General features: G+C 63.4%; 23 protein-coding genes and 1 pseudogene. 5 read left to right on the top strand and 19 right to left on the bottom strand.

Annotated features, from left to right (window positions below):
• Positions 1-156: 156 nt before the first annotated feature.
• From M729_RS0125730 to rplS, 4 genes are all read right to left on the bottom strand, one after another.
• Positions 157-954: a transporter substrate-binding domain-containing protein gene (locus M729_RS0125730; RefSeq protein WP_027163294.1), complete on the bottom strand. Its 798-nt coding sequence runs from the start codon at positions 952-954 to the stop codon at positions 157-159.
• A gap of 177 nt (positions 955-1,131) precedes the next feature.
• Positions 1,132-1,641, bottom strand: a complete 510-nt coding sequence (locus M729_RS0125725; protein ID WP_024504983.1) for a MarR family transcriptional regulator — start codon at positions 1,639-1,641, stop codon at positions 1,132-1,134.
• Complete coding sequence (locus tag M729_RS0125720) at positions 1,638-2,051, bottom strand: organic hydroperoxide resistance protein (RefSeq protein ID WP_013528862.1); 414 nt, start codon at positions 2,049-2,051, stop codon at positions 1,638-1,640. The genes M729_RS0125725 and M729_RS0125720 overlap by 4 nt, the downstream gene beginning before the upstream one ends.
• Positions 2,052-2,205: 154 nt before the next feature.
• Positions 2,206-2,757 carry a 50S ribosomal protein L19 gene (rplS, locus tag M729_RS0125715; protein ID WP_013528861.1) on the bottom strand — a complete coding sequence of 184 codons (552 nt, stop codon included), beginning with the start codon at positions 2,755-2,757 and terminating at the stop codon, positions 2,206-2,208.
• Positions 2,758-3,086: 329 nt separating this feature from the next.
• Between rplS and M729_RS0125710 the strand changes: the two genes are divergently transcribed.
• A complete protein-coding gene (locus M729_RS0125710; RefSeq protein ID WP_027163293.1) occupies positions 3,087-3,839 on the top strand; it encodes a sulfite exporter TauE/SafE family protein in 753 nt (250 codons plus the stop codon).
• Here M729_RS0125710 and trmD read toward each other — a convergent pair.
• Together trmD and rimM are read right to left on the bottom strand one after the other, a co-directional pair.
• A complete protein-coding gene (gene trmD, locus M729_RS0125705; protein ID WP_027163292.1) occupies positions 3,821-4,522 on the bottom strand; it encodes a tRNA (guanosine(37)-N1)-methyltransferase TrmD in 702 nt (233 codons plus the stop codon). The two genes, M729_RS0125710 and trmD, sit on opposite strands and share 19 nt — an antisense overlap.
• Positions 4,519-5,118, bottom strand: a complete 600-nt coding sequence (gene rimM, locus M729_RS0125700; RefSeq protein ID WP_013528858.1) for a ribosome maturation factor RimM — start codon at positions 5,116-5,118, stop codon at positions 4,519-4,521. The genes trmD and rimM overlap by 4 nt, the downstream gene beginning before the upstream one ends.
• 97 nt (positions 5,119-5,215) lie before the next feature.
• Between rimM and M729_RS0125695 the strand changes: the two genes are divergently transcribed.
• Together M729_RS0125695 and M729_RS0125690 are read left to right on the top strand one after the other, a co-directional pair.
• Complete coding sequence (locus tag M729_RS0125695) at positions 5,216-6,154, top strand: tyrosine recombinase XerC (RefSeq protein WP_027163291.1); 939 nt, start codon at positions 5,216-5,218, stop codon at positions 6,152-6,154.
• A 230-nt stretch (positions 6,155-6,384) separates the two neighbouring features.
• On the top strand, positions 6,385-7,455 hold the full coding sequence (locus tag M729_RS0125690; protein WP_027163290.1) for a TraB/GumN family protein: 1,071 nt from the start codon (positions 6,385-6,387) through the stop codon (positions 7,453-7,455).
• Between the two features lie 10 nt (positions 7,456-7,465).
• Here the strand turns inward: M729_RS0125690 and M729_RS0125685 are convergent, their stop codons facing one another.
• The 13 genes and pseudogenes from M729_RS0125685 to M729_RS0125630 all read right to left on the bottom strand — a co-directional run bounded on the left by M729_RS0125685 (position 7,466) and on the right by M729_RS0125630 (position 21,858).
• Positions 7,466-7,945 carry a DUF2867 domain-containing protein gene (locus M729_RS0125685; RefSeq protein ID WP_027163289.1) on the bottom strand — a complete coding sequence of 160 codons (480 nt, stop codon included), beginning with the start codon at positions 7,943-7,945 and terminating at the stop codon, positions 7,466-7,468.
• Positions 7,946-8,242: 297 nt separating this feature from the next.
• A complete protein-coding gene (locus M729_RS1000000138960) occupies positions 8,243-8,704 on the bottom strand; it encodes a hypothetical protein (RefSeq protein WP_210163522.1) in 462 nt (153 codons plus the stop codon).
• 94 nt (positions 8,705-8,798) lie between these two features.
• Positions 8,799-10,214 (bottom strand): annotated as a pseudogene (gene lpdA, locus M729_RS0125680) (dihydrolipoyl dehydrogenase); the annotation flags it as partial.
• Between the two features lie 76 nt (positions 10,215-10,290).
• Positions 10,291-11,046 (bottom strand): SDR family oxidoreductase, encoded by a 756-nt coding sequence (locus M729_RS0125675; protein WP_013528853.1) that lies wholly within the window; start codon positions 11,044-11,046, stop codon positions 10,291-10,293.
• Entirely contained in the window at positions 11,043-11,561 is a 519-nt protein-coding gene (locus M729_RS0125670; RefSeq protein WP_027163287.1) for a hypothetical protein, read from the bottom strand. The genes M729_RS0125675 and M729_RS0125670 overlap by 4 nt, the downstream gene beginning before the upstream one ends.
• 59 nt (positions 11,562-11,620) lie before the next feature.
• A complete protein-coding gene (gene odhB / locus M729_RS0125665) occupies positions 11,621-12,895 on the bottom strand; it encodes a 2-oxoglutarate dehydrogenase complex dihydrolipoyllysine-residue succinyltransferase (RefSeq protein ID WP_013528851.1) in 1,275 nt (424 codons plus the stop codon).
• A gap of 47 nt (positions 12,896-12,942) precedes the next feature.
• On the bottom strand, positions 12,943-15,930 hold the full coding sequence (locus M729_RS0125660; protein ID WP_027163286.1) for a 2-oxoglutarate dehydrogenase E1 component: 2,988 nt from the start codon (positions 15,928-15,930) through the stop codon (positions 12,943-12,945).
• Between the two features lie 128 nt (positions 15,931-16,058).
• Positions 16,059-16,961 (bottom strand): succinate--CoA ligase subunit alpha, encoded by a 903-nt coding sequence (gene sucD, locus M729_RS0125655; RefSeq protein ID WP_013528849.1) that lies wholly within the window; start codon positions 16,959-16,961, stop codon positions 16,059-16,061.
• 41 nt (positions 16,962-17,002) lie between these two features.
• Positions 17,003-17,374: a cupin domain-containing protein gene (locus M729_RS0125650; protein WP_013528848.1), complete on the bottom strand. Its 372-nt coding sequence runs from the start codon at positions 17,372-17,374 to the stop codon at positions 17,003-17,005.
• A 4-nt stretch (positions 17,375-17,378) separates the two neighbouring features.
• Positions 17,379-18,572 (bottom strand): ADP-forming succinate--CoA ligase subunit beta, encoded by a 1,194-nt coding sequence (gene sucC / locus M729_RS0125645; RefSeq protein WP_024504973.1) that lies wholly within the window; start codon positions 18,570-18,572, stop codon positions 17,379-17,381.
• A gap of 43 nt (positions 18,573-18,615) precedes the next feature.
• On the bottom strand, positions 18,616-19,584 hold the full coding sequence (gene mdh, locus M729_RS0125640; RefSeq protein ID WP_027163285.1) for a malate dehydrogenase: 969 nt from the start codon (positions 19,582-19,584) through the stop codon (positions 18,616-18,618).
• A gap of 368 nt (positions 19,585-19,952) precedes the next feature.
• A complete protein-coding gene (gene zapE / locus M729_RS0125635; RefSeq protein WP_027163284.1) occupies positions 19,953-21,152 on the bottom strand; it encodes a cell division protein ZapE in 1,200 nt (399 codons plus the stop codon).
• 166 nt (positions 21,153-21,318) lie between these two features.
• On the bottom strand, positions 21,319-21,858 hold the full coding sequence (locus tag M729_RS0125630) for a protease inhibitor Inh/omp19 family protein (protein WP_013528844.1): 540 nt from the start codon (positions 21,856-21,858) through the stop codon (positions 21,319-21,321).
• 278 nt (positions 21,859-22,136) lie between these two features.
• Between M729_RS0125630 and M729_RS0125625 the strand changes: the two genes are divergently transcribed.
• The gene (locus M729_RS0125625; RefSeq protein WP_027163283.1) at positions 22,137-23,156 is read left to right on the top strand and encodes an MBL fold metallo-hydrolase; all 1,020 of its coding nucleotides are present in this window, start codon (positions 22,137-22,139) and stop codon (positions 23,154-23,156) included.
• A gap of 82 nt (positions 23,157-23,238) precedes the next feature.
• The gene (locus M729_RS1000000137690) at positions 23,239-23,400 is read left to right on the top strand and encodes a DUF1328 family protein (protein WP_013528842.1); all 162 of its coding nucleotides are present in this window, start codon (positions 23,239-23,241) and stop codon (positions 23,398-23,400) included.
• Positions 23,401-23,439 lie beyond the last annotated feature (39 nt).

The following is a 23,439-nucleotide window of genomic DNA, read 5'->3' as shown; positions in this document are numbered from 1 at the left end:
TCCCCCTCAAGAGGGGAGATTGGCAGCTTCGTCGACGGCACTCTTTTTACAACTTTGGTGATTGGCGAAAGCGGAAAAAACAGCCAATCTCCCCCCTTGAGGGGGAGATGCCCGGCAGGGCAGAGGGGGGCGTTCAAGCGCGAAGTCGGCGCGAAATCACTGCCCCATCTTGTAATCAAGAAACCACTTCTTGTTCAGCGCATCGAACGTCCCGTCCGCCTTCAACGCCGCAATCGCCGCATTGACCGGCTTCACCAGGTCGGAACCCTTCGGGAAGATGAAGCCGAAATCCTCGGTGCCGAGCGGGCCGCCGATCAGCTTCAGCTTGCCGTCGGAGGCGGCGACATAGCCCTTGCCGGCGGTGCCGTCGGTCAAGACGACGTCAACGTCGCCGGATTTCAGTGCCTGCACCGTGGCGCCGAAGGTCTCGAACAGCTTGATGCGCGGGTTCTGCTCATTGCCGTCGAGCACGCTGTAGACGGCGGTGTAGAAGGGCGTGGTACCGGCCTGCGCGCCGATCAGCCCATCCTTGAAGGCGCCGAAGGTCTTGGCGTCGGTGAAACGGCTTTCATCGCCGCGCACCAGCATGAACTGTTCCGAGCGCATATAGGGGTCGGAGAAATCGACCTTCTCCTTGCGGTCGTCCTTGATGGTGATGCCGGTCATGCCGATGTTGTACTGGTTGTCGGAAACCGCCTGGATCATCGCGTCCCAGGATGTGTTCTGGTACTCGACGGCGAAATTCAGCCGCTTGGCGATCTCGTTCATCGCATCATATTCCCAGCCGATCTGCTTGCCGGTCTTGGCATCGATGAACTGCAGCGGCGGGTAGGCGTTTTCGGTGACCACCACCACCTTCTTGCCGCCGAGGTCGGGCAGCACCTGCGCAAAGGCGGCAACGGGTACCAGGACGAGGGCAAGCAGGCCTGCCAGCAGCAGTTTCGATTTGGTCATGACACACTCCCCGGAAATTGACGGACCCGGGCACGGCCGGGCTTGTAGGAAAATCCGGCGCCGACTTTAGCTTTCCGCAAGCGTCATGCAAGACGGTCCGCTGCGTCAGCGCGCGCGAAAAGGGATTCCGATGCCTTCATTTCCGGGATTCAGGAATGAACGGTGTCGCGGCAGCGATCAGCTCCGCTTCACGATGCCGGCATCCGCCTTGCGCAAGCCGGAGACGAACCGCGTCAGCGTGCGGTGCAGGGATTTCAACTCGTCGGCATCCAGCGGCAGGTTGCAAAGCATCGCCGCCGGCACGCTTTTGGCCTGCTCACGCAACGCTTGTCCCTTCGCTGTCGGCTCGACCAGAACCCGGCGCTCGTCGGCCAGGTCGCGCCGGCGTGTGACCAGGCCACCGGCCTCCAGCCGCTTGAGCAGCGGCGTCAGCGTCGCCGAATCCAGCCCGAGCGCTTCGCCAAGCTCGCCGACCGTGCTTGGAGCCCGTTCCCAAAGCGCCAACATGGCCAGATATTGCGGATAGGTCAGACCAAGCGGATCGAGCAGCGGGCGGTAGAGCTTCGTCATCAGCCCGCTTGCCGAATAGAGCGCGAAGCAGAGCTGTTGGTCGAGCCGCGGAACGTGAAACGTCCCGGTGGCCTCCGCCGGGACGTCCCTGGTGCTCTTTGTCGTCTTTTCCGTCATGCCGCCTTTACCGAAAGCGCTACGTCGACATTGCCCCTGATGGCGTTGGAATAGGGGCAGATCTTGTGCGCCTCCGATACAAGCGCTTCCGCCGCCGCCTGATCAAGGCCTTTCGTTTCCGCCGCGAGCGCGACGCCGAGCTTAAAGCCTTCGCCATCGGGAAGCAGGCTGACGGTGGAGGTTACCCCGGCATCCGTCAGCGACAGCTTCTGTTTGCGCGCGACAAAGCGGATGGCGCTTTCGAAGCAGGCGGCATAGCCGATAGCGAACAGTTGCTCGGGATTGGTGGCGCCCCCCGGCCCGCCGAGTTCCTTGGGCATTGCCAGATCGACCTTGAGCAGACCGTCGCTGGTCTCGCCATGGCCGGCGCGGCCGCCGGTGACGTGAGCCTGTGTGGTGTAGAGTGCCATATCAAATCTCCAATTACTTTGTGCGCGATTATTTAGTGCACAAAGTAACACGCCGTCAACAGCCGGATCCTGTGTCTGGCGCTGAAAGCGTTCACAGTCTGGTGAAACGAAAAAAGGCGGCCGAAGCCGCCTTTTTGAATGAGTTCCGAAAATCTTATTCGGCAGGGGTCGCTTCTGCGGCGGCCTTGGCTGCTGCTTCGGCCTCGGCGGCGGCCTTCTTCTCGGCGGCGTCCTGGGCGGCCTTCTCGACGGCCAGGGCCTCGGCTGCTGCCACCTTCTCGGCTTCGATGCGGGCCTTCTCGGCGTTTAGCGCATCGCGCTCCTCATCGTTCAGCTTGCGGGCGCGCACGCCGGTGTTTTCCGAAATACGGGCCGATTTGCCGCGACGATCGCGCAGGTAGTAGAGCTTGGCGCGACGCACCTTGCCGCGGCGAACGATCTCGACGCCTTCAACCATCGGCGAGTAGACCGGGAACACGCGCTCGACGCCTTCGCCGTAGGAAATCTTGCGAACCGTGAAGTTCTCCTGGAAGCCGGCGCCGGCGCGGGCGATGACGACGCCCTCATAGGCCTGAACGCGGGTGCGGGTGCCTTCGGTCACGCGGACCTGGACGCGCACGGTGTCGCCGGGCTGGAATTCGGGAAGCTTGCGCTTGGCTTCGATCTTGGCGGCCTGTTCGGCCTCGAGCTGACGGAGAATATCCATCTCAAAAGTCCACTTCTTGTTCTTCCGACAGTCAGAGCGTCCGACACTCGCCTTGCAGTTCCATTGACCGCTTGGCTATGCCTTTTGTCTCCAAGACATTTGTCTTTGAAACATCAGGCAGGGGCGACTACACCGTCATTGTTGACGGGTCCGGCAGATTCTTTCTGGCCGGTACGGGCGGGCACATACAGCTATTTCGCCGCTTTGTCACGCCTTGGGCGCGCATTTTCTGCTCGCATGGCACCATCGTAATCCTGCCGTGCCGGGTTGCGCCGGTCGTTCAGGCTTTCTAAAGCCTGAAATAACACAGTTTTGAGCGGCCGCAATTCATGTCTGTCTTCGATGCCATCCTGCTGTTTCTAGCGGGCTTTCTGTCAGGCGCCGCCAATGCGGTCGCCGGTGGCGGCACCTTCATCACCTTCGGCGCCATGACGTTGGTCGGCCTGCCGCCGATTGTTGCCAACGCCACCTCCTCGGTGACGCAATTTCCAGGCTACATCACCTCGACCCTCGCCTACTCGGCCGATATCAGGCACTTCTGGCGCGGCGCGCTGCTGCTGTGCCTGATCTCGGCCGTGGGTGCACTGGCCGGCGCTCTGATCCTTTTGGCGCTCGACAATCCCTCGTTTCGCGCTCTGGTGCCGTGGCTGCTGCTAGCCGCGACGGCCCTGTTCGCCGCCGGCCCCTGGCTGAAACCAGTGCCAAAGCCCGGCCATGAAGCGGCGGTGGGCTCGCTCGCCGGCTCGCTCGCACAATTTCTCACCGCCATCTATGGCGGCTTCTTCGGCGCCGGCATGGGCGTGATGATGCTGGCGACGCTCGGCCTCACCCAGGCCGGCGACTATCACCGGCTGAACGCGTTGAAGAACATGCTGGCCATGGTCATCGCCGCTGTCGCGATCGTCGTCTTCGTCTCGGGCGGCGTCGTCGCCTGGCCGCAGGCGATCATCATGATCCCGGGCGGCGCGCTCGGCGGCTATGCCGGCGTCTGGATCGCCAAGCGGGTGCCGCAAAACGCGGTGCGCGGCTTCGTCGTCGCCGTCGGCCTGTTTTTGGCCTTCTATTATTTTGCCAAGGGCTGAGCAGCGGCAAGCAGGTCCGGACGCCTCTCGGCTGTCAGTCTTTCTGACTCCGCCCGCCGCCAGGCGGCGATCTTCTTGTGATTGCCGGAAATCAGGACCTCGGGAATGTCACGGCCTTCGAACTCCTGCGGCCGCGTATAGTGCGGATGTTCGAGCAGGCCGTTTTCAAAACTCTCTTCCTCGCCCGACATCGCGTTGCCCATGACCCCGGGCAGCAGCCGCACCACCGCGTCGAGCAGCACAAGGGCGGCCGGCTCACCACCCGAGAGAATGAAATCGCCGATCGAGACTTCCTCCAATTCCCGCGCGTCGATCACCCGCTGGTCGACGCCTTCGAAGCGGCCGCACAGGATGACGGCGCCCGGCCCAGCGGCCAGCTCGCGCACACGCGCCTGGGTCAGCGGCTTGCCGCGCGGGCTCATCAGCAGCCGAGGCCGCGCATCGCCTTCCGGCGAAGCATAGTCGATGGCTTTCGCCAGCACGTCGGCGCGCATCACCATGCCGGCGCCGCCGCCGGCGGGCGTGTCGTCGACGGTGCGGTGGCGGTCGGTGGCGAAGTCACGGATCTGGATCGTCTCCAGCGACCACGTCCCGGCCTCGAGCGCCCGGCCGGCCAACGACAGGCCGAGCGCGCCGGGAAACATCTCGGGGTAAAGCGTCAGCACCGAAGCGGAAAAACTCACCGGTTGCCCCCGGCATCGCTCGGTCCGCGCGGCCTGCCCTTCGGATCGAAGTCTTCCTCACGCGGACCACCGCCATCCTCGTCATCGACCAGCCCGGCCGCCGCCGGATCGACGCGGACGAAACCTTCGGCGATCGACACTTGCGGTACGGCAGCCTGTGTGAACGGGATCAGCACGCCCTTGCGCCCGCCCAGCGTCACGTCGAGAATGTCGCCGCCGCCGAAATTGTGCACCGCGACCACCTTGCCAAGCACGGCACCCGTGTCGTCGCGGACTTCGAGGCCGACGAGGTCGGCATGGTAGAATTCGTCTTCCTCGCCATCGTCCGGCAGCATCGAACGGTCGACGAACAGCTCCGTGCCGGCCAGCGCCTCGGCCGCATTGCGGTCGGCAATGCCCTTGAAACGGACCACGACGACGGTGTTGGCGGGCCTGATGTCGACGATCTGGAAGGCGCGCCCGTCCCTGGCGTAGAGCGGCCCGTAATCGGCCAGCGCCAGCGGCTCGCCGGTGAAGGTCTTCACCCGCAATTCGCCCTTGATGCCATGGGCGGCGCCGATCACGGCCATCTGGACAGGGTTCTGGAGCTTGCTCATGGCGAAATATCCTTTGGCCTGCTCTAGCCCCACGCGGCTGTCATTTCAATGACGGGCTATTCACCGCTTCCTAACCCGAATATCGGAAAATGCCGCCATGCAGGAATTCCTCATCCCGGCCAAACCCGATCTCCAGGCGGCACGCGAAAGCTGGCTGAAGATCCTGGCGCGAGAACGTCGGCTGTCGCCCGAGACGGTGGAAGCCTATGAGCGCGACACGCGTCAGTTCCTGCATTTCCTCACCGGCCATTGCGGCGGCTCGCCCGGCATTTCGGACATCGCCGATCTGCGCCCGGCGGATTTGCGCGGCTTCCTTGCCGCCCGCCGCAATGCCGGCGCCGGCGCCCGCACGCTGGGCCGGGGTCTCGCCGGCATCCGCTCGCTGCTGCGTTTCCTCGAGCGGCGCGGCCTCGCCAATGCGGCCGGTGCGGCGGCACTGCGCGCGCCGCGCCAGCCCAAATCGCTGCCCAAGCCGCTGACGGCGAGCGATGCCAAGCATATCGTTTCCATCGAAGGCCAACTGGCGGAGGAACCCTGGATCGCAGCCCGCAACGCCGCCGTGCTGACGCTGCTCTACGGCTCTGGCCTGCGCATTTCCGAGGCGCTCGGCCTGGCCGGCGCCGATCTGGCGTCGGCGGCCGACACGGTGCTGCGCGTTGCCGGCAAGGGCGGCAAGACGCGCCTGGTGCCGGTGCTGCCGGTGGCGCTCAGGGCAATCGCCGAATATCGCCGGCTCTGCCCCTACCATCTCGACCCCAAGGGCCTGTTGTTTCGCGGCGCCCGCGGCGGCCCGCTCAACCCGGCCATCGTCCAGCGCGACATGGCCAAGCTGCGCTCGGCGCTCAACCTGCCCGATACCGCGACGCCGCATGCGCTGCGCCATTCCTTCGCCACGCATCTGCTCGGCCGCGGCGGTGATTTGCGCACCATCCAGGAACTGCTCGGCCACGCCAGCCTGTCGACGACACAAATCTACACCGGCGTCGACACCGCGAGGCTGCTCGAGATTTATGAGCAGGCGCATCCCAGGGCGTGAACGCCAGTAACGTTCACCATTTGGCCGAAAGCCTCCCCAACGTCGTCGTCCCTGGGCGAAGCAGGAGCGAAGCTCCGTCGCGGAGACCCTGGGATGACGAAGAAATGGGCGTTTCCGCTAATCGTTGAAGCATGAGCCCCATCGACGTCAGTTGAGGGCGATAGCCAGTCCAAGACAATTTCTCAGCACAGGTTAACCGTTTTGCCGCTTTTCAGTTCTAGAAGAGGCTCATGAAACGCGTCATAGCCATCGCCGACCGTGCTGCTTCCGTGTCGCTGAAGCTGCTCGTCGCGCTCAATGTTCTGTTCTTCCTGTCGTTCCTCGCCGTGCTGCTGTTCGCGGCCGGCAAGGCGCATGCCGAAGTCCCGACCTGCACCGGTGCCGACATGCTGTCGGCCCTGCAGAAGAACGATCCGGCGACCTACCGCAAGATCGAAGCGGAAGCCGCCGCGACGCCGAACGGCAAGGGCCTGTTGTGGAAGCTGGAAAAGCCCGGCGAGAAGCCGTCCTTCCTGTTCGGCACCATGCATATGACCGACCCGCGCGTCACCACGCTGCCTCCCGAAGCGCAGAAAGCCTATGACGCCGCCGGCACCATCGTCATCGAAACCACCGACGTGCTCGACAAGCAGAAGATGATGGTAGCGATGCTCAAGGAGCCGGACCTGATGATGTTCACGGATTCGACGACGCTGGCGTCGCTACTGTCGCCCGACGATGCGGCGGCCATGAACACCGCGCTCGACGCACGCGGCATTCCGCCGGCAACGGTTGCCAAGATGAAGCCGTGGATGCTCTCGGCCATGATGGCACTGCCGGCCTGCGAGCTGGCCCGTCAGTCAGGCGGCGCCCCGGTGCTCGATGTCAGGCTGGCGGAAGGCGCGAAGGCTTCCGGCAAGCCGGTGGAAGGATTGGAGACGGCTGAAGGCCAACTGCGCGCCATGGCCTCGCTGCCGCTGGCGTTTCACATGAAGGGCCTCGTCGACACGCTGAAGCTCGGCGACAAGGTCAACGACATCAACGAAACCATGATCGTGCTCTACCAGCGTGGCGACACCGGCATGTTCTGGCCGCTGTTTCGTGCCGCGATGCCGGACCAACAGGACGACCCCGCGGGCTACGCGGCGTTCGAGGAAACCATGATCACCAGCCGCAACAAGGTGATGGTCGAGCATGCCGAACCGATCCTTGCCAAAGGCAACGTCTTCATGGCGGTCGGCGCCCTCCACCTCCCCGGCCCCGAAGGCCTGGTCGAGGATTTCCGCAAGGCCGGTTACACCGTCACGCCTGTCGGACTTTAGTGACTTCAGCTTACTTCGCCAGGATCTGGGCCAGCATCGCCGGAACGACGATCCGGTGAAACGGCATGATGATCGCGAGATAGGCGCGCCCGAGCCAATTGTGCGTCTTGACGATCGTCGTCGCGGCCACCTCTTGCCGGCCGCTGCCAAGATCCCTGACTTCGACCAGGACACGGAAATCGAGATGCCGGTCGTCGAGGCCAAGCACAACCTTGCCGGGAAACTGGCTGATGAGCGGAAATATCCCGATCCGGCCCGACGGCAACACCGCAGTTTCCAAGCCCGTCTTCAGCCGGAACGGCCTGACGGCAAGATTGCGCAGCGCCATGAGCCTGCCGACCCAGGGCGGCGTTCGCCCCAGAGCGCGTTCGGCCGCGCCGAATGCGGTTAAGGAAAGGCCTTCAGTGACCAGCACATAGCGGTCTGCGAACTGGGCTCTGGCGAGAGCATCGCAGTGATTCGGGACAAGCTGAGCTGACGGATTCGTCACGGCAAAACCCTCTGATTCGACCTTAACAGACGCAAACTTGGCGCGCTGCGTGGCGAAACGACGCCACTCCGGCTGCGGAAGGGCAGGATTGTCCTTGTTTTTGGCGTTTTCCAACCCTAGCGTGAAACCAGTTCAATGATTGCGCGTTGTATGGTGTTGATTGATATTTTTCATCCACGGAGGACACTTTTATGGCGAACACACCGAATCCAAACGACCCGTTCAATTCGTCCACCAACGCACCAAGGCCAAGTGGCGGCGGCGGTGGTAGCGGTTGGCTGATTGCCCTGGTCGTCGTTATTCTGGCGGTTGTCGCGTATTATGTTTTCGGAAGAAGTGGTGAGCACCCGGCACCCGCCGAGCCGCCGGCGGCCAGCACACCGGCCCCAGCGCCTGCACCGGCGGAACCGATGAAGCCGGCTGAACCTGCGCCCGCGCCTGCTCCGGCACCTGCAGAACCGGCGCCTGCCCCGGCACCCGCGCCCGCACCGGCTCCTGCGCCGGCACCAGCCCCTGCGCCGGCACCTGCACCGGCCCAGTGATTGGCTCGATATCAGTTACGAACGGTCCGCTGAAAAGCGGGCCGTTTTGTTTTGTAGGGGCCGCCAGAAAGGCCTTTCCAGAAACTCGCTCCGGTGAGTCAGCTGGTGTGGTTTTCGAGAACCGGAGCGCAGCGGACATTGGGTCCGTGAGCAGCGCATGACCCCGAAGATCAGTCCGATTTTCGGAGAGGATCATGCGCCAATCAAAAAGGGTCACAGCATCCTTTGAGCGTCCAGGAGGGACGCGCGGCGCTGTGAAAGCGGAGAAAACCTCGCCAGATGGCCGCCGGAGTAGAGTTTATGAAAGGGCCTTAGATGTGGATCGGCTTGAAGAACGTCGCCAGCGCCGCCTCCTTGATCGCCTCCGACATCGTCGGGTGCGCATGGCAGGTGCGGGCGAGATCCTCCGACGAACCGCCGAACTCCATCAGCACCGCCGCCTCGTGGATCATCTCGCCGGCGCCGAAGCCGACGATATGCACGCCGAGCACGCGGTCGCTTTGCCTGTCGGCGAGGATCTTCACAAAACCGTCCGTGTGCAGCATGGCGCGCGCCCGGCCATTGGCGGTGAACGGGAATTTTCCGACCTTGTAGTCGATGCCGGCCTTCTTCAATTCTTCCTCGGTCTTGCCGACCGAGGCGATTTCCGGGCTGGTGTAGACGACGCTCGGAATGACGTCATAGTTCACGTGGCCGGCCTGGCCGGCAATGGTTTCCGCTACCGCCACGCCCTCATCCTCGGCCTTGTGCGCCAGCATCGGCCCGGCGATGACATCGCCGATGGCATAGATGCCCGGGATATTGGTCTTGAGATGGCCATCGGTCTTGACCCGGCCGCGCTCGTCGACCTCGACGCCGGCTTCCCTGAGCCCGAGGCTGTCGGCATAGGCGCGGCGGCCGGTGGCGATCAGCACGGCATCGGCCTCGATGGTCTCGGCGGCGCCGCCCTTGACCGGCTCGAAGGTGACGGTCGCACCCTTCTTGGCCTTGGCGACGCCGGTGACCTTGGCACCGAGCTTGAACTCGAAGCCCTGTTTGCCCAGCAACCGCTGGAATTGCTTGGAGACCTCGCCGTCCATGCCGCCCAGGATGGTGTCGAGGAATTCGACCACGGTGACCTTGGCGCCGAGCCGCGCCCACACCGAGCCGAGCTCGAGCCCGATGACACCGCCGCCGACCACCACCAGATGGCCGGGAACCTTATCCAGCGACAGCGCGCCGGTCGACGACACGATCACCTTCTCGTCGATGTCGACCTTGACGCCGGGAATGCCGGCGACATCCGAGCCGGTGGCGATGACGATGTTCTTGGTCTCGATCTCCTCGACCTTGCCGTCCTCGGAGGTGACCGACACCTTGCCGGCGGCGAGCACCTTGCCGGTGCCGCGGAAACTGTCGATCTTGTTCTTCTTGAACAGGAAGGCGACGCCGTTGACGTTCGACGACACCGTCGCATCCTTGTGCGCCATCATCTTCTTCAGGTTCAATTTCGGCGCCGATATCTCGACGCCGAGCGTGTCGAAGGAGTGGCCGGCCTCGGCGAACATCTCGGAGGCATGGAGCAGCGCCTTGGACGGGATGCAGCCGATGTTCAGGCAGGTGCCGCCGAAGGTCGCGTTCTTCTCGACCACCGCAACCCTGAGCCCGAGCTGCGCCGCCTTGATGGCGCAGACATAGCCGCCGGGTCCCGATCCGATGATAACGACGTCATAAGCCATGATACTGTCCTTCTGTTTTGAGCATGATGCCGAAAAGTGTGACGCGGTTTTCGGATAACATCATGCTCGATCTGCTTGAGAGCGCTCAGCGGCCGCCGCTTACATTCAGGATCGCGCCCGTCGTATAGGACGCGGCGTCGGAGAGAAGATAGAGAACCGCGCCCGCGACTTCATCCACTGTACCGGCTCTTTTCATCGGCAGCAGATCGCGGAACCGCTCCACCCGGTCCGGCTGCCCGCCGGAGGCGTGGATGTCCGTGTCGATGATGCCCGGCCGCACCGCATTGACGCGGATGCCTTCTAGCGCCACCTCACGGGCGAGCCCGACGGTGAAGGTGTCGATGGCGCCCTTGGAGGCGGCATAATCGACATATTCGCCCGGCGAGCCCAATGTCGCCGCGGCCGACGAGATGTTGACGATGGATCCGCCCGACCCGCCATGACGGGTCGACATGCGCTTCACCGCCTCGCGGGCGCAGAGGAACGAGCCGACGACATTGATGCGCATCATGCGCTCCAGCCGCGAAACATCCATCTCGTCGACGCGCGCCTTGACGTCGACGATGCCGGCATTGTTGACGAAGGCATCGAGCCGTCCATAGGCGCGGTCGACGGCCTCGAACATGGCTACGATATCGGACTCCTTGCCGACATCGCCCTTGACCGCGAAAGCCTCGCCGCCGGCGGCCTCGATCTCGGCGACCAGCGCCTTGGCGGCCTCCTGGTTCGAAGCGTAGTTGACCGCGACCCGGTAGCCGGCCTTCGATCCGAGCCGGCAGATCGCGGCGCCGATGCCGCGGCTGCCGCCGGTGACCAGCAGCACCTTTTGCGTCCCGCTCATTCCTGGCATCCCTTCAAGGCAAACACATCCCACGGCACTTTCGAAAATCCGCTGCCGCCATAGGCGCTGGATTGGCGCAACGCCGGCCCGAGGTCCGGCAGGATCAGCGTCTTCGGCGCTTCGACGCCTTCAGCCGGCAGCAGTCCGATGTTGCCCTTTTCATCCGCCGTGTAGATGACGCCATGCCAGGGCGTGCAGGCGGCAAGCTCCTCGCCGGTGACGTCGCCCTCGGGGCATTTGTGCATCAGCGCACCGTTCGGCCGCGATACGCCTTCATTCCACATGACGATGCCGTTCAGCACCACATTGTTGTCGAGGATCATGCGGAAGCTGTTGGTGACGGTCGCCGAGGTGCCGGTCGGCGTGAAATCGATCTCGCTGCCGCTCTGGGCGTCGCCATAGACAGCGAGCTCGATCGGACAGGCGGCGTGGGCGCCGGCAGCGGCCAGCATCATGCCGGCCGCGATCGATGCGATCGAAAGCACCTTGGAAAGGCTAAGGGAACGGGTCGTCATTCTGCCGCGCAGATCCCTTCCTCCGGCACACATTCCAACAGCCGGATCAGCACCAGACCTCAGAGATCAAGCACCAGCCGTTCCGGATCCTCCAAGCTTTCCTTGACGCGCACCAGGAACGTCACCGCTTCCTTGCCGTCGACGATGCGGTGATCGTAGCTGAGCGCCAGGTACATCATCGGCCGGATGACGATCTGGCCGCCGACCACGACAGGCCGGTCCTGGATCTTGTGCATGCCGAGAATGCCCGACTGCGGCGCGTTGAGGATCGGGGTCGACATCAGCGACCCGTAAACGCCGCCGTTCGAAATCGTAAACGTGCCGCCCTGCATGTCGGCGACCGACAGCTTGCCGTCGCGCGCGGCGATACCCAGCCGGCCGATGTCCTTCTCGATCTCGGCGATCGACATCTGGTCGGCATCGCGCACCACCGGCACGACGAGGCCCTTTTCAGTGCCGACGGCGACGCCGATATGGGCATAGTTCTTGAAGATGATATCGGTGCCGTCGATCTCGGCATTGACCGAGGGGATTTCCTTCAACGCGTGCGTGACGGCCTTGGTGAAGAAGCCCATGAAGCCGAGCTTCACGCCGTGCTTCTTCTCGAACACATCCTTGTATTTGGTGCGCAGCGCCATCACCGCTGACATGTCGACCTCGTTGAAGGTGGTCAGCATGGCTGCGGTCGACTGCGCTTCCTTGAGGCGGCGCGCGATGGTCTGGCGCAATTTGGTCATGCGCACGCGCTCCTCGCGCGATGCATCGTCGCCCGAGGACGGCGCCCGCACGGCAACCGGTGCCGGTGCTGCTTTCGGCGTCTCGGCCGGCTGCGACGGCGCGCCCTTGGAGATGGCGTCGAGCACGTCACCTTTCAGCACCTGGCCGCGCTTTCCCGAACCGGAGATCTGGTCGACCGAGAGATTGCTTTCGGCGATCAGTTTCGCCGCGGCCGGTGCCGGTGGCATGGTGCGCGGCTCGACCGGGCCGGCATCGCCGGCGATCTTGGCGGTCTCGGCCGCGGCCTGCTTGCCGGTCGATGCCGCATCCGGCGACGAGGCCTGCGACACCGCTTGCGGCTTCGTGGCGGGAGCCGCGCCGCCTGCCGAAATCGACCCCAGCAGCGCGCCGACACCGACCGTCTCGCCTTCCTTGACGGTGATCTCACCCAGCGTGCCGGCGGCGGCGGCAGGCACCTCCACCGTCACCTTGTCGGTCTCGAGCTCGACCAGCGGTTCATCGGCGGCGATTGTATCGCCAACCTTCTTGAACCATTTGCCGACGGTCGCTTCAGTGACGGATTCGCCGAGAGTGGGAACGCGGATTTCGGTAGCCATTGTGCCTGTCCGTTTTCTTTCGGTTCTGTTGTTCGCCCAGATCTTCTCTATTCACCAAGCGCGTCTTCGAGCAAGGCGGCGAGCTGGGCGAGATGCTTCGACATCAGTCCGGTCGCCGGCGAGGCGGCGGCCGGACGGCCGGTGTAGCGCACCCGCTGATGCTTGGCGTCGATATGCGCCAGCACCCATTCCAGATACGGGTCGATGAACGACCAGGCGCCCATGTTCTTGGGCTCCTCCTGGCACCACACCATCTCGGCATTGCGGAACCGCGACAGTTCGGTGATCAGCGCCTTGGCCGGGAACGGGTAAAGCTGCTCGACGCGCAGCAGATAGATGTCGTTGATGCCGCGCTTCTCGCGCTCCTCATAGAGGTCGTAATAGACCTTGCCCGAACACAGCACGACGCGGCGGATCTTGGAATCCTTGACCAGCTTGATCGCTTGTCCGGAAAGCAGCTGCGCATCGTCCCACAGCAACCGGTGGAACGAGCTTTCGCCCGAAATTTCCGGCAGCGTCGACACCGCCCGCTTGTGGCGCAGCAGCGACTTCGGCGTCATCAGAATCAGCGGCTTGCGGAAGTCGCGCTTCAGCTGCCGGCGCAATATGTGGAAGTAGTTGGCCGGCGTGGTGCAGTTGGCGACTTGCATGTTGTCTTCGGCGCAAAGCTGCAGGAAGCGTTCGAGCCGGGCCGAGGAATGTTCCGGACCCTGGCCTTCATAGCCATGCGGCAACAGGCAGACGAGGCCCGACATTCTGAGCCACTTGCGTTCGCCTGACGAGATGAACTGGTCGAACACCACCTGGGCGCCGTTGGCGAAGTCGCCGAACTGCGCTTCCCACAAGGTCAGCGCCTTGGGCTCGGCCAGGCTATAGCCGTATTCGAAGCCCAGAACCGCCTCTTCCGACAGCATCGAGTTGATGACTTCATAGCCGGCCTGAGCCGCCGACAGATTGTTGAGCGGGATGTAGCGGGTCTCGTCGCGCTGGTCGTAGAGCACGGAATGGCGCTGCGAGAAGGTGCCGCGTTCGGAATCCTGCCCCGACAGGCGGATCGGATTGCCGTCGAGCAGGATGGCGCCGAAGGCCAGCGCCTCGGCCGTCGACCAGTCGATGCCTTCGCCGGACTCGATCGCCTGGCGGCGGTTTTCGAGGAAGCGGATGATCGTCTTGTGCGCCTCGAAGTCCTTCGGCACCTCGGTCAGCTTCCTGCCGATTTCCTTCAGTGTCTTGACCGGCACGGCGGTCTTGCCGCGCCGCTGTTCGTCCTGGTTGTCGGCAGTGCGCAGGCCCGACCAGGCGCCGTCGAGCCAGTCAGCCTTGTTGGGCTTGTAGTGCTGGCCGACTTCCCATTCGGATTCCAGATGCGCCCGCCAGTCGGCTTTCAACTGGTCGAGCTCGGCCTGGGTGAGGTGACCCTCGGCGATCAGCCGGTCGCCATAGATCTGCACCGTCGTCTTGTGGTTGCGGATGTTGCGGTACATGATCGGCTGGGTGAAGGCCGGTTCGTCGCCCTCATTGTGGCCGAAGCGGCGATAGCAGAACATATCGACCACAACAGGCTTGAAGAACTTCATGCGAAACTCGATCGCCACCTTGGTGGCGTGCACCACGGCTTCCGGGTCGTCGCCATTGACGTGGAAGATCGGTGCTTCGATCATCTTGGCGACGTCGGACGGATAGGGCGAGGAGCGCGAAAAGCGCGGGTTGGTGGTGAAACCAATCTGGTTGTTGATGATGAAATGCAGCGTGCCGGCGACGCGGTGGCCGCGCAGGCCGGACAGGCCGAGGATCTCGGCGATCACGCCCTGACCGGCGAAGGCGGCATCGCCATGCAGCAAGAGCGGCAGCACCTTGGCGCGCTCTTCCAGCGGCACGATTTCCTCGCGGCTGCGGCCGAACAGATAATCCTGCTTGGCGCGCGCCTTGCCCATCACCACCGGATCGACGATTTCCAGATGCGAGGGGTTGGCGGTCAAGGACAGATGCACCTTGTTGCCGTCGAATTCGCGGTCCGACGAGGCGCCTAGATGGTACTTGACGTCGCCCGAGCCTTCGACCTCATCGGGTGCCGCAGAGCCGCCCTTGAACTCGTGGAAGATGGCGCGGTGCGGCTTGGCCATCACCTGGGAGAGCACGTTCAGCCGGCCGCGATGCGCCATGCCGAGCACGATTTCCTTCATGCCGAGCTGGCCGCCGCGCTTGACGATCTGCTCCAGCGCCGGGATCAGCGCCTCACTGCCATCGAGGCCGAAGCGCTTGGTGCCCTTGTACTTGACGTCGATGAACTGCTCGAAGCCTTCAGCCTCGACCAGCTTCTGCAGGATCGCCTTCTTGCCGGCGGCGGTGAAGGTGATCTCCTTGTCGGCACCCTCGATGCGCGCCTGGATCCAGGCCTTTTCCTCAGGGTCGGAAATATGCATGAACTCGACGCCGAGCGTGGAGCAATAGGTGCGGGTCAGGATTTCCAGCATCTGCCGGATGCTGCCGAATTCAAGCCCCAGCACATTGTCGAGGAAGATCGGCCGGTCGTAATCGGCTTCGGTGAAGCCGTAGTTTTCCGGCGACAGCTCGTTGTAGTCCTCGAGCGGCTTGGCGATGCCGAGCGGATCGAGATTGGCGTGCAGATGGCCGCGCATGCGGTAGGCGCGGATCATCATGATGGCGCGCACCGAATCGCGCGTCGCCTGGTGCACGTCGGCGTCGGACAGGACGACACCGTTGGTGACCGCCTTGTCCTTGACCTTCTTTTCGATCGTCTTCTCGACGATGCCCCAATTGCCGTCGAGCGCCGACACCAGTTCGCCATTGGCCTGCAGCGGCCAGGAGGGCTTGGCCCAGGAGGCGCCCTTGGCGTTCCTGCGCACATCGCCGGAATCGTCTTTCAGCCCGGCGAAGAACTCCTGCCATTCGGGATTGACCGAGGCTGGATCGTCCTCATAGGCGGCGTAAAGCGCGTCGATGTAATCGGCATTGCCGCCATAGAGGAAAGAGGTGAGAGAAAATTGGTCGTTGGCCTGATCTTGTCTTGCCATTTTTGTCCGCGGAGCCCGGCTCCGTCTCCTGTTTTTGGAGGGGAGTAGGGGAATAAGGGAATAGGGGAGCAGGGCTTTTTGCCGCTGCTATTTTCCCTACTGCCCTACTCCCTTACTCCCCTATTCCCTTACCCTTTGATCGCTTCGACCAAGGTCGTGCCCAGCCTTGCCGGCGACGGCGAAACTTTTATCCCGGCCGATTCCATCGCCGCGATCTTGTCTTCGGCGCCGCCCTTGCCGCCGGAGATGACCGCGCCGGCGTGGCCCATGGTGCGGCCGGCCGGCGCCGTGCGCCCGGCGATGAAGCCGGCCATCGGCTTCTTGCGGCCACGCTTGGCTTCGTCCTTGAGGAACTGCGCGGCGTCTTCCTCGGCCGAACCGCCGATCTCGCCGATCATGATGATCGACTTGGTCTCCTCGTCGGCGAGGAACATCTCGAGCATGTCGATGAACTCGGTGCCTTTGACGGGGTCGCCGCCGATACCGACGGCGGTGGTCTGGCCGAGGCCGACATTGGTGGTCTGGAACACTGCCTCATAGGTAAGCGTTCCCGACCGCGAAACAACGCCGACCGAGCCCTTGCGGAAGATGTTTCCGGGCATGATGCCGATCTTGCATTCGTTGGGCGTCAGCACGCCCGGGCAGTTCGGGCCGATCAGCCGCGAGGTCGAACGGTCGAGCCTGGCCTTGACCCTGATCATGTCCATCACCGGTATGCCTTCGGTGATGCAGATGATCAGCGGGATCTCGGCCTCGATCGCTTCGAGGATGGCTTCGGCGGCGCCTGCCGGCGGCACATAGACGACGGACGCATTGGCACCGGTCTTTTCCTTGCCCTCGGCGACGGTGGCGAAGATCGGCAGGCTTTCGCCCTTCGCGCCGGTCCACGTCTCGCCACCCTTCTTGGGATGGATGCCGCCGACCATTTTCGTGCCGTGATAGGCCAGCGCCTGTTCGGTGTGGAACGTGCCGGTCTTGCCGGTCAGGCCCTGCACCAGCACCTTGGTGTTCTTGTCGACGAGGATGGACATGGGAGCCCTTTTCTAAAAACCGTTGATCGAGGAAAACATGGTCAGAGCCGCTTCAAGTCGGCGACAGTGAGGTCGCTCTTGGCGTTGCCGGTGTTGAGCGTCGTTGCCGGCTCGAACATCAGCACCACGGGCTCAACGGTGAGCGAGCGCGGCCGGTGTTCGACGCCGCGCGGCACGACGATGAAATCGCCCTCGCCGAGTTCGACCGGGCCGTCGCGGAAATCGATGGCAATACGCCCACGCAGCACGAGGAAGGCTTCGTCCTCATTGTCATGCGCGTGCCAATCGAAGACCTCGCCGAACTTGGCGACCTTCGCCTGGCTGTCGTTGACGTCGCCGGCGATATGCGGATCGAAGACCTTCTTGATCTTTTGATCCGCAGCCTCGACCAGGTTTATCTTATGCGGAGGCACCAGATCAGCCCTTCACCGCCGCCACGATCTTCTTGGCTGCATCGTCGAGATCGTCGGCCGACACCACGTTCAGGCCGCTGTCGTTGATGATCTTCTTGCCCAGCTCGGCATTGGTGCCTTCCAGGCGCACCACCAGCGGCACTTCCAGGCCGACTTCCTTGACCGCGGCAATGACGCCCTCGGCAATGATGTCGCACTTCATGATGCCGCCGAAGATGTTGATCAGGATGCCCTTGACCGCCGGATCCCTGGTGATGATCTTGAACGCCGCCGTCACTTTTTCCTTGGACGCACCGCCGCCGACATCGAGGAAGTTGGCGGGTTCGGCGCCATAGAGCTTGATGATGTCCATCGTCGCCATGGCAAGGCCGGCGCCGTTGACCATGCAGCCGATATTGCCGTCGAGCGCGACATAGGCGAGGTCGTATTTCGACGCCTCGATTTCCTTCTCGTCCTCTTCGGTGGTGTCGCGCAGTTCGAGCACGTCGGGGTGACGGAACAGCGCGTTGTTGTCGAACGACACTTTTGCGTCGAGCACGCGCAGCCGGCCGTTCTTCATGACGATCAGCGGATTGACCTCGAGCAGGCTCATGTCCTTCTCGACGAAGGCCTTGTAGAGGATCGGGAACAGCGTATCGCCGTCCTTGGCCGCATCGCCGTCGAGCTTGAGCGCGCCGTTGAGCGCCTTCAGGTCGGCTGAAGTGACACCTTTTTCCGGGTCGATGGCGACGGTGATGATCTTTTCCGGCGTGTCATGCGCGACCGCCTCGATGTCCATGCCGCCCTCGGTCGAGACGACGAAGGCAATGCGGCCGACCGAACGGTCGACCAGGATCGACAGATAGAGCTCGCGTTCGATGTCGGCGCCGTCTTCGATATAGAGGCGGTTGACCTGCTTGCCGGCCGGGCCGGTCTGCTTGGTCACCAGAGTGTTGCCCAGCATCTCGTTGGCGTTGGCGACGACATCGGCCACCGATTTCGCCAGCCGCACGCCGCCCTTGGCGTCCGGGCCGAGCTCGGTGAATTTGCCCTTGCCGCGGCCGCCGGCATGGATCTGGCTCTTCACCACATAGAGCGGGCCCGGCAGCGCCTTGGCGGCGGCTTCCGCTTCGCTCGCCTTGAACACCGGCACGCCTTCGGCCACCGGCGCGCCGAACGACTTCAGCAGTGCCTTGCCCTGATACTCATGGATGTTCATCTGTATGGTCTCCGGATCGACTGGGGGTTCACTTACTGGAGATTCATTTGGAGGCGAGTTGCGGCGCGATCTTGACGCAGGCCTCGGTCAGGCCCTGCACCGTCGCCACGGAGGAGTCGAACATCTTCTGCTCGCTCTTGTTGAGCTCGATCTCGATGATACGCTCGACGCCGCCGGCGCCGATCACCACGGGAACGCCGACATAGGTATTCTTGACGCCATACTGGCCGGAGAGATACGCCGCGCAGGGCAGCACGCGCTTCTTGTCCTTGAGATAGGCTTCTGCCATCGAGATCGCCGAAGCGGCCGGCGCGTAGTAGGCCGAACCGGTCTTGAGCAGGCCGACGATCTCGGCGCCGCCGTCGCGGGTGCGCTGCACGATCTGGTCGAGCTTCTCCTTCGAGGTCCAGCCCATCTTGACGAGGTCGGGCAGCGGAATGCCCGATACCGTCGAGTAGCGGATCATCGGCACCATGGAATCGCCGTGGCCGCCGAGCACGAAGGCGGTGACGTCCTCGACCGAGACCTTGAATTCCTCGGCCAGGAAATAGCGGAAGCGCGCGCTGTCGAGCACGCCGGCCATGCCGACGACGTGGCTGTTGGGCAGGCCTGAGAACTTCTGCAGCGCCCACACCATGGCGTCGAGCGGGTTTGTGATGCAGATGACGAAAGCCTTCGGCGCATACTTCTTCAGCCCGGCGCCGACCTGCTCCATGACCTTAAGGTTGATGCCCAGAAGGTCGTCGCGGCTCATGCCGGGCTTGCGCGGCACGCCGGCGGTGACGATACAGACGTCGGCGCCTTCGATGCCGGCATAGTCGTTGATGCCGGTGAGCCTGGAGTCGAAGCCATCGACAGGCGACGACTGCGCGATATCGAGCCCCTTGCCCTGCGGGATACCTTCGGCAATATCGAACAGCACCACGTCGCCGAGGTCCTTGAGGCCAATCATGTGAGCGAGCGTGCCGCCGATCATGCCAGAGCCGATAAGCGCTATCTTGTTGCGTGCCATGTGAGGATGTTTTCCCTTTGTCGGTGACGACGTCTCAAATCTCTGTGACTTGATGGCGGCGTCGAAGAAGAGGCCGGAATGCTGCGGGGAACCGCGAATTTTCGCCGCACCCAATAGCCCCGGCACGGAAAAAATTCAAACGATTATTTTGGCGTCAGTGTTTTCAATCGGTTAGATCATTTGGGATTTACGTAAACGTCAAAGTTTGTAAGCCGACTTGGGAGGAAATAACCGACGAAGATGGAAATGGTAAGGCTGAATGCGGGTAATGACGCCCTTGTGATGCGGGTGGCCGAGGAGGTTCGAGTTGTAGACGTTGGCATGACAGAGGGGGGCAAAGGATCGCTACCGACGCATTCCCTGGAAATTCAGGCCTGCGCCTGCTGTGCCTCTGGCGCCGGCTTCCCTTTCTGCCGCTCCGCCCAATCCTCCAGCCAGTCGCGACTTTGCATCTCGATCAGCCGCGATGCGGTGCGCTCGAACTCGAAGACCTCCACGCCGCGCTTGGCGGCATAAAGCGCTTGCGGCGGCGCTTCGGCGCTCACCACCAGCCGCACATGATGGTCGTAGAGCGTGTCGATCAGAAGGATGAAGCGTTTGGCCTCGTTGCGCTTGCCTTCGCCGAGCACCGGGACGTGGTCGATGAAAATGGTTGAGAAGCGCCCGGCGATCGCCAGGAAATCGCGCGCGCCAAGCGGCTTTTCGCAGAGATCGGCGAAGGAGAACCGCGCCGCATCGCCTGCCGCACGCGGCACGATCACCTGCCGCCCTTTGAGGGCAATCGATGTCTCGGCGGTCGGCGCGTTGCGCGTCATGGCTTGCCAGGCCTCGTCGAGTAGCTGGTCCGCCGCCGCATCGGCCGGCGTGACATAGACCGGTGTCCGGGCGAGCTTTTCCAGCCGGTAGTCCTTGTCGGCATCGAGCGCCAGCACCTGTGTGTGCCGCTCCAGTATGCCGATGAAGGGCAGGAAAAGCTGACGGTTCAGCCCGTCGCTGTAGAGGTTTTCCGGCGCCACATTCGAGGTGGCGACCAGCACCACACCGCTGGCAAACAGCGCCGAAAACAACCTGGACAGGATCATCGCGTCGGCGATGTCGGTGACCGAGAACTCGTCGAAGCACAGCACCCAGGCTTGCTCGGCAAGGGCCTTGGCCACCGGCGGGATCGGGTCGTCCTGCTTGACGTCGCCGTTCTTGCGCGCCTGCCGGTGCTTCTGGATACGGTCCTGCACGTCCGCCATGAAGTCGTTGAAGTGGACGCGGCGCTTGCGCCGCACCGGCAGCAACTCGAAGAACATATCCATCAGCATGGTCTTGCCGCGACCGACGCCGCCATGGATGTAAAGGCCTTTGACGGCCTCATGCGTCTCGCGCTTGCGGGCGAACAGCCAGCCCAGCGCGCTCGACTTATGCGCCAGCCGCTTGGCCGAAATCTCATCGGTCAGCAGGTCGAGCGCCGCAACGATCCGTTCCTGCGCCGGATCGCGGTCGATCGTACCGGTTTCCACCAGATGCTCGTAGCGCTGCCTGACGGTCGCATGGGTCTGGAGGCCGTCACGCAGATGCATCGGTCACGTCATTTGTTTATGCATGTCGCTGTCCCGAAATCGGGGTCACTTCTGCGCGACACGCATTCGGAGGACTAAAGCGGTCGTGTCTGAACGGATTCAGACGACCCGCTTTAGATCTTTGTTTTCCCAAAACCGCGGCCACTTTTGGGCGACATGCATTAGCCTACCTTGTAAGCGAAATCGGCTGGCCGTTGGAAGTCTGGCCGTCGAATTTCGAGCCGCCCGAGGAATAGAGCCGCGCCAGCGCACCGCCACTCTCGTCATAGAGCGTCAGCTGCTTGCCGGCGACGTTCCACGACTTGACGCCGTCCATCGGCGCCGGGCAATGCAGCGGCCCAGCGCGGAAGCCGGCGCCGAATTTGGTCTGCGGTGTCGCCACCTTGCAGCTCTGGCCCGCAACGCTGGCGTTCCAGACACCGGCGACGCTGGCGGCAGTCACGTCCGAAGCGCCGGCCGGCGCCGAACCATCCGAAGGCAGCGCGGCGACCTGCGTGTTCGCAGGAGCGGTCGGGAATTGAGACGGGTCGGTGGTGCCGGGCGATGCCGGCGGCGGCAGTTGGTTCGCCGTCACCTTGCCGGCGGGCGCGGCCTCCAGCGGTGCCGGCTGCTGGTCATCCATCGAGGAGAAACGCGAGGTCGAACAGCCGCTCGCAACGAGCGCCGCCAGCGATACGGCCACCAGACCGGTTTTCGAAAAAGTCATTCCAACCTCCGTCGGATCCGGCTGGGGGGAAGCCGTCCGCACAATCTCACCCCCACCAAGATGGAGGAGGTGGCGAAATTTCAACCCGATATGGTTAAAATACAGTTTGCAGCAAGAATTGTTGCAAATTTATCGCAATCGCGGCGGCTGACCGCTTGTCGCGCGTCGCCTGGGGATCCGGTCAAAGCAGTGCAGCGCCGACATCGACGGTTGGACGCTTGCGCGAGCCGCCTTAGCGCCTATGTCTGGAAAACTAAACACCTGCCGGAGCCGCAAAATTGGCCGCGAGAAAGACAGCCGCCAATCGCTATTATAGCGGCCCGCCCAGCGACCATTTCGACGGCGCATTGTTCTTCAATCCGGACGGCCAGCCACCCGGCCGTTTCGCCGACCTGCTGAAATGGCAGTTGAATGGCCAGCGCTCGAAATGGCCGGCGAGCGATGCAAGCCCCTTTCCGCAGGCAAAGCCGGCGACAAGGGTCGAGGGCGCCGCGCTGGAAGTGACCATGGTTGGTCATTCCACCTTGCTGGTCCAGACGGCCGGTCTGAACATCCTTACCGATCCGGTATGGTCGTTGCGCGCCTCGCCGCTTTCCTTCGCCGGACCAAAACGCATCAATGCGCCAGGCATCGCCTTTGCCGACCTGCCGCCGATCGACCTCGTGCTGGTCAGCCACAACCACTATGACCATCTCGACCTCGCCACGTTGAAACGGCTGAAGGCCGGCCACGACCCGCTGGTGCTCACTCCGCTCGGCAACGACGCCATCATCGAAGCCGCCGTGCCCGGCATGCGACTGTCGGCGCATGACTGGGGCGACAGCGTCGAGATCGGCAATGGCGCCGCCGTCCATGTCGAGCCGGTGCATCACTGGTCGGCGCGTGGCGCCCGAGACCGGCGCATGGCGCTCTGGGCCGGCTTTGTCGTCGAAACGCCTGACGGCAAGCTCTATTTCGCCGGCGATACCGGCTTCCACGATGGCATCAACTACCGGCGGATGGCCGAGAAACATGGCGGTTTCCGCTTCGCCATCCTGCCGATCGGCGCCTATGAGCCGCGCTGGTTCATGGCGCCGCAGCACCAGAATCCCTGGGAAGCCGTGCAAGGCATGACGCTGTGCAACGCCGCCCATGCCGCCGGCTGTCACTGGGGCACCTTCCAGCTCACCGACGAGCCGATCGACGAGCCGGCGCGCAAATTGACCGAGGCGCTTGACGATCAAGGCATCCCACGCGAGCGCTTTCGCGCCTTGCGGCCGGGCGAGGTCTGGGATGTGCCGGAGCACATAGCGCCCTGATCCGCATCGGTTCGACGGAACCCCAGCGCTGCAACCGCGTTTTCATGTGGTTGAAATATCTGCCGGTTTGCGAGGCATTGTCATGCTCAAATGGATTATCATTCTCCTGATCGTCGCCGCGGCGGCGAGCTTGCTCGGCATGCCGGCACTGGCAGGTGCCGCGGCCACCGGTGCGCGTATCCTTATCGGCATCGTTCTGATCATCTTCCTGCTGGTGGTGCTGGGCATTTTCGCCGTCACGTAAGTCCGGCGCTTTCGCCGAGACCAAGCGGCTGCGCACTGG

Origin of the sequence: Mesorhizobium sp. WSM1293, from assembly GCF_000513875.1 — a bacterium.
In the GTDB taxonomy this organism is placed as follows: Bacteria; Pseudomonadota; Alphaproteobacteria; order Rhizobiales; family Rhizobiaceae; genus Mesorhizobium; species Mesorhizobium ciceri.
The sequence above is the reverse complement of the archived record's forward strand: the minus strand, read 5'-3'. Positions and strand labels throughout refer to the sequence as shown.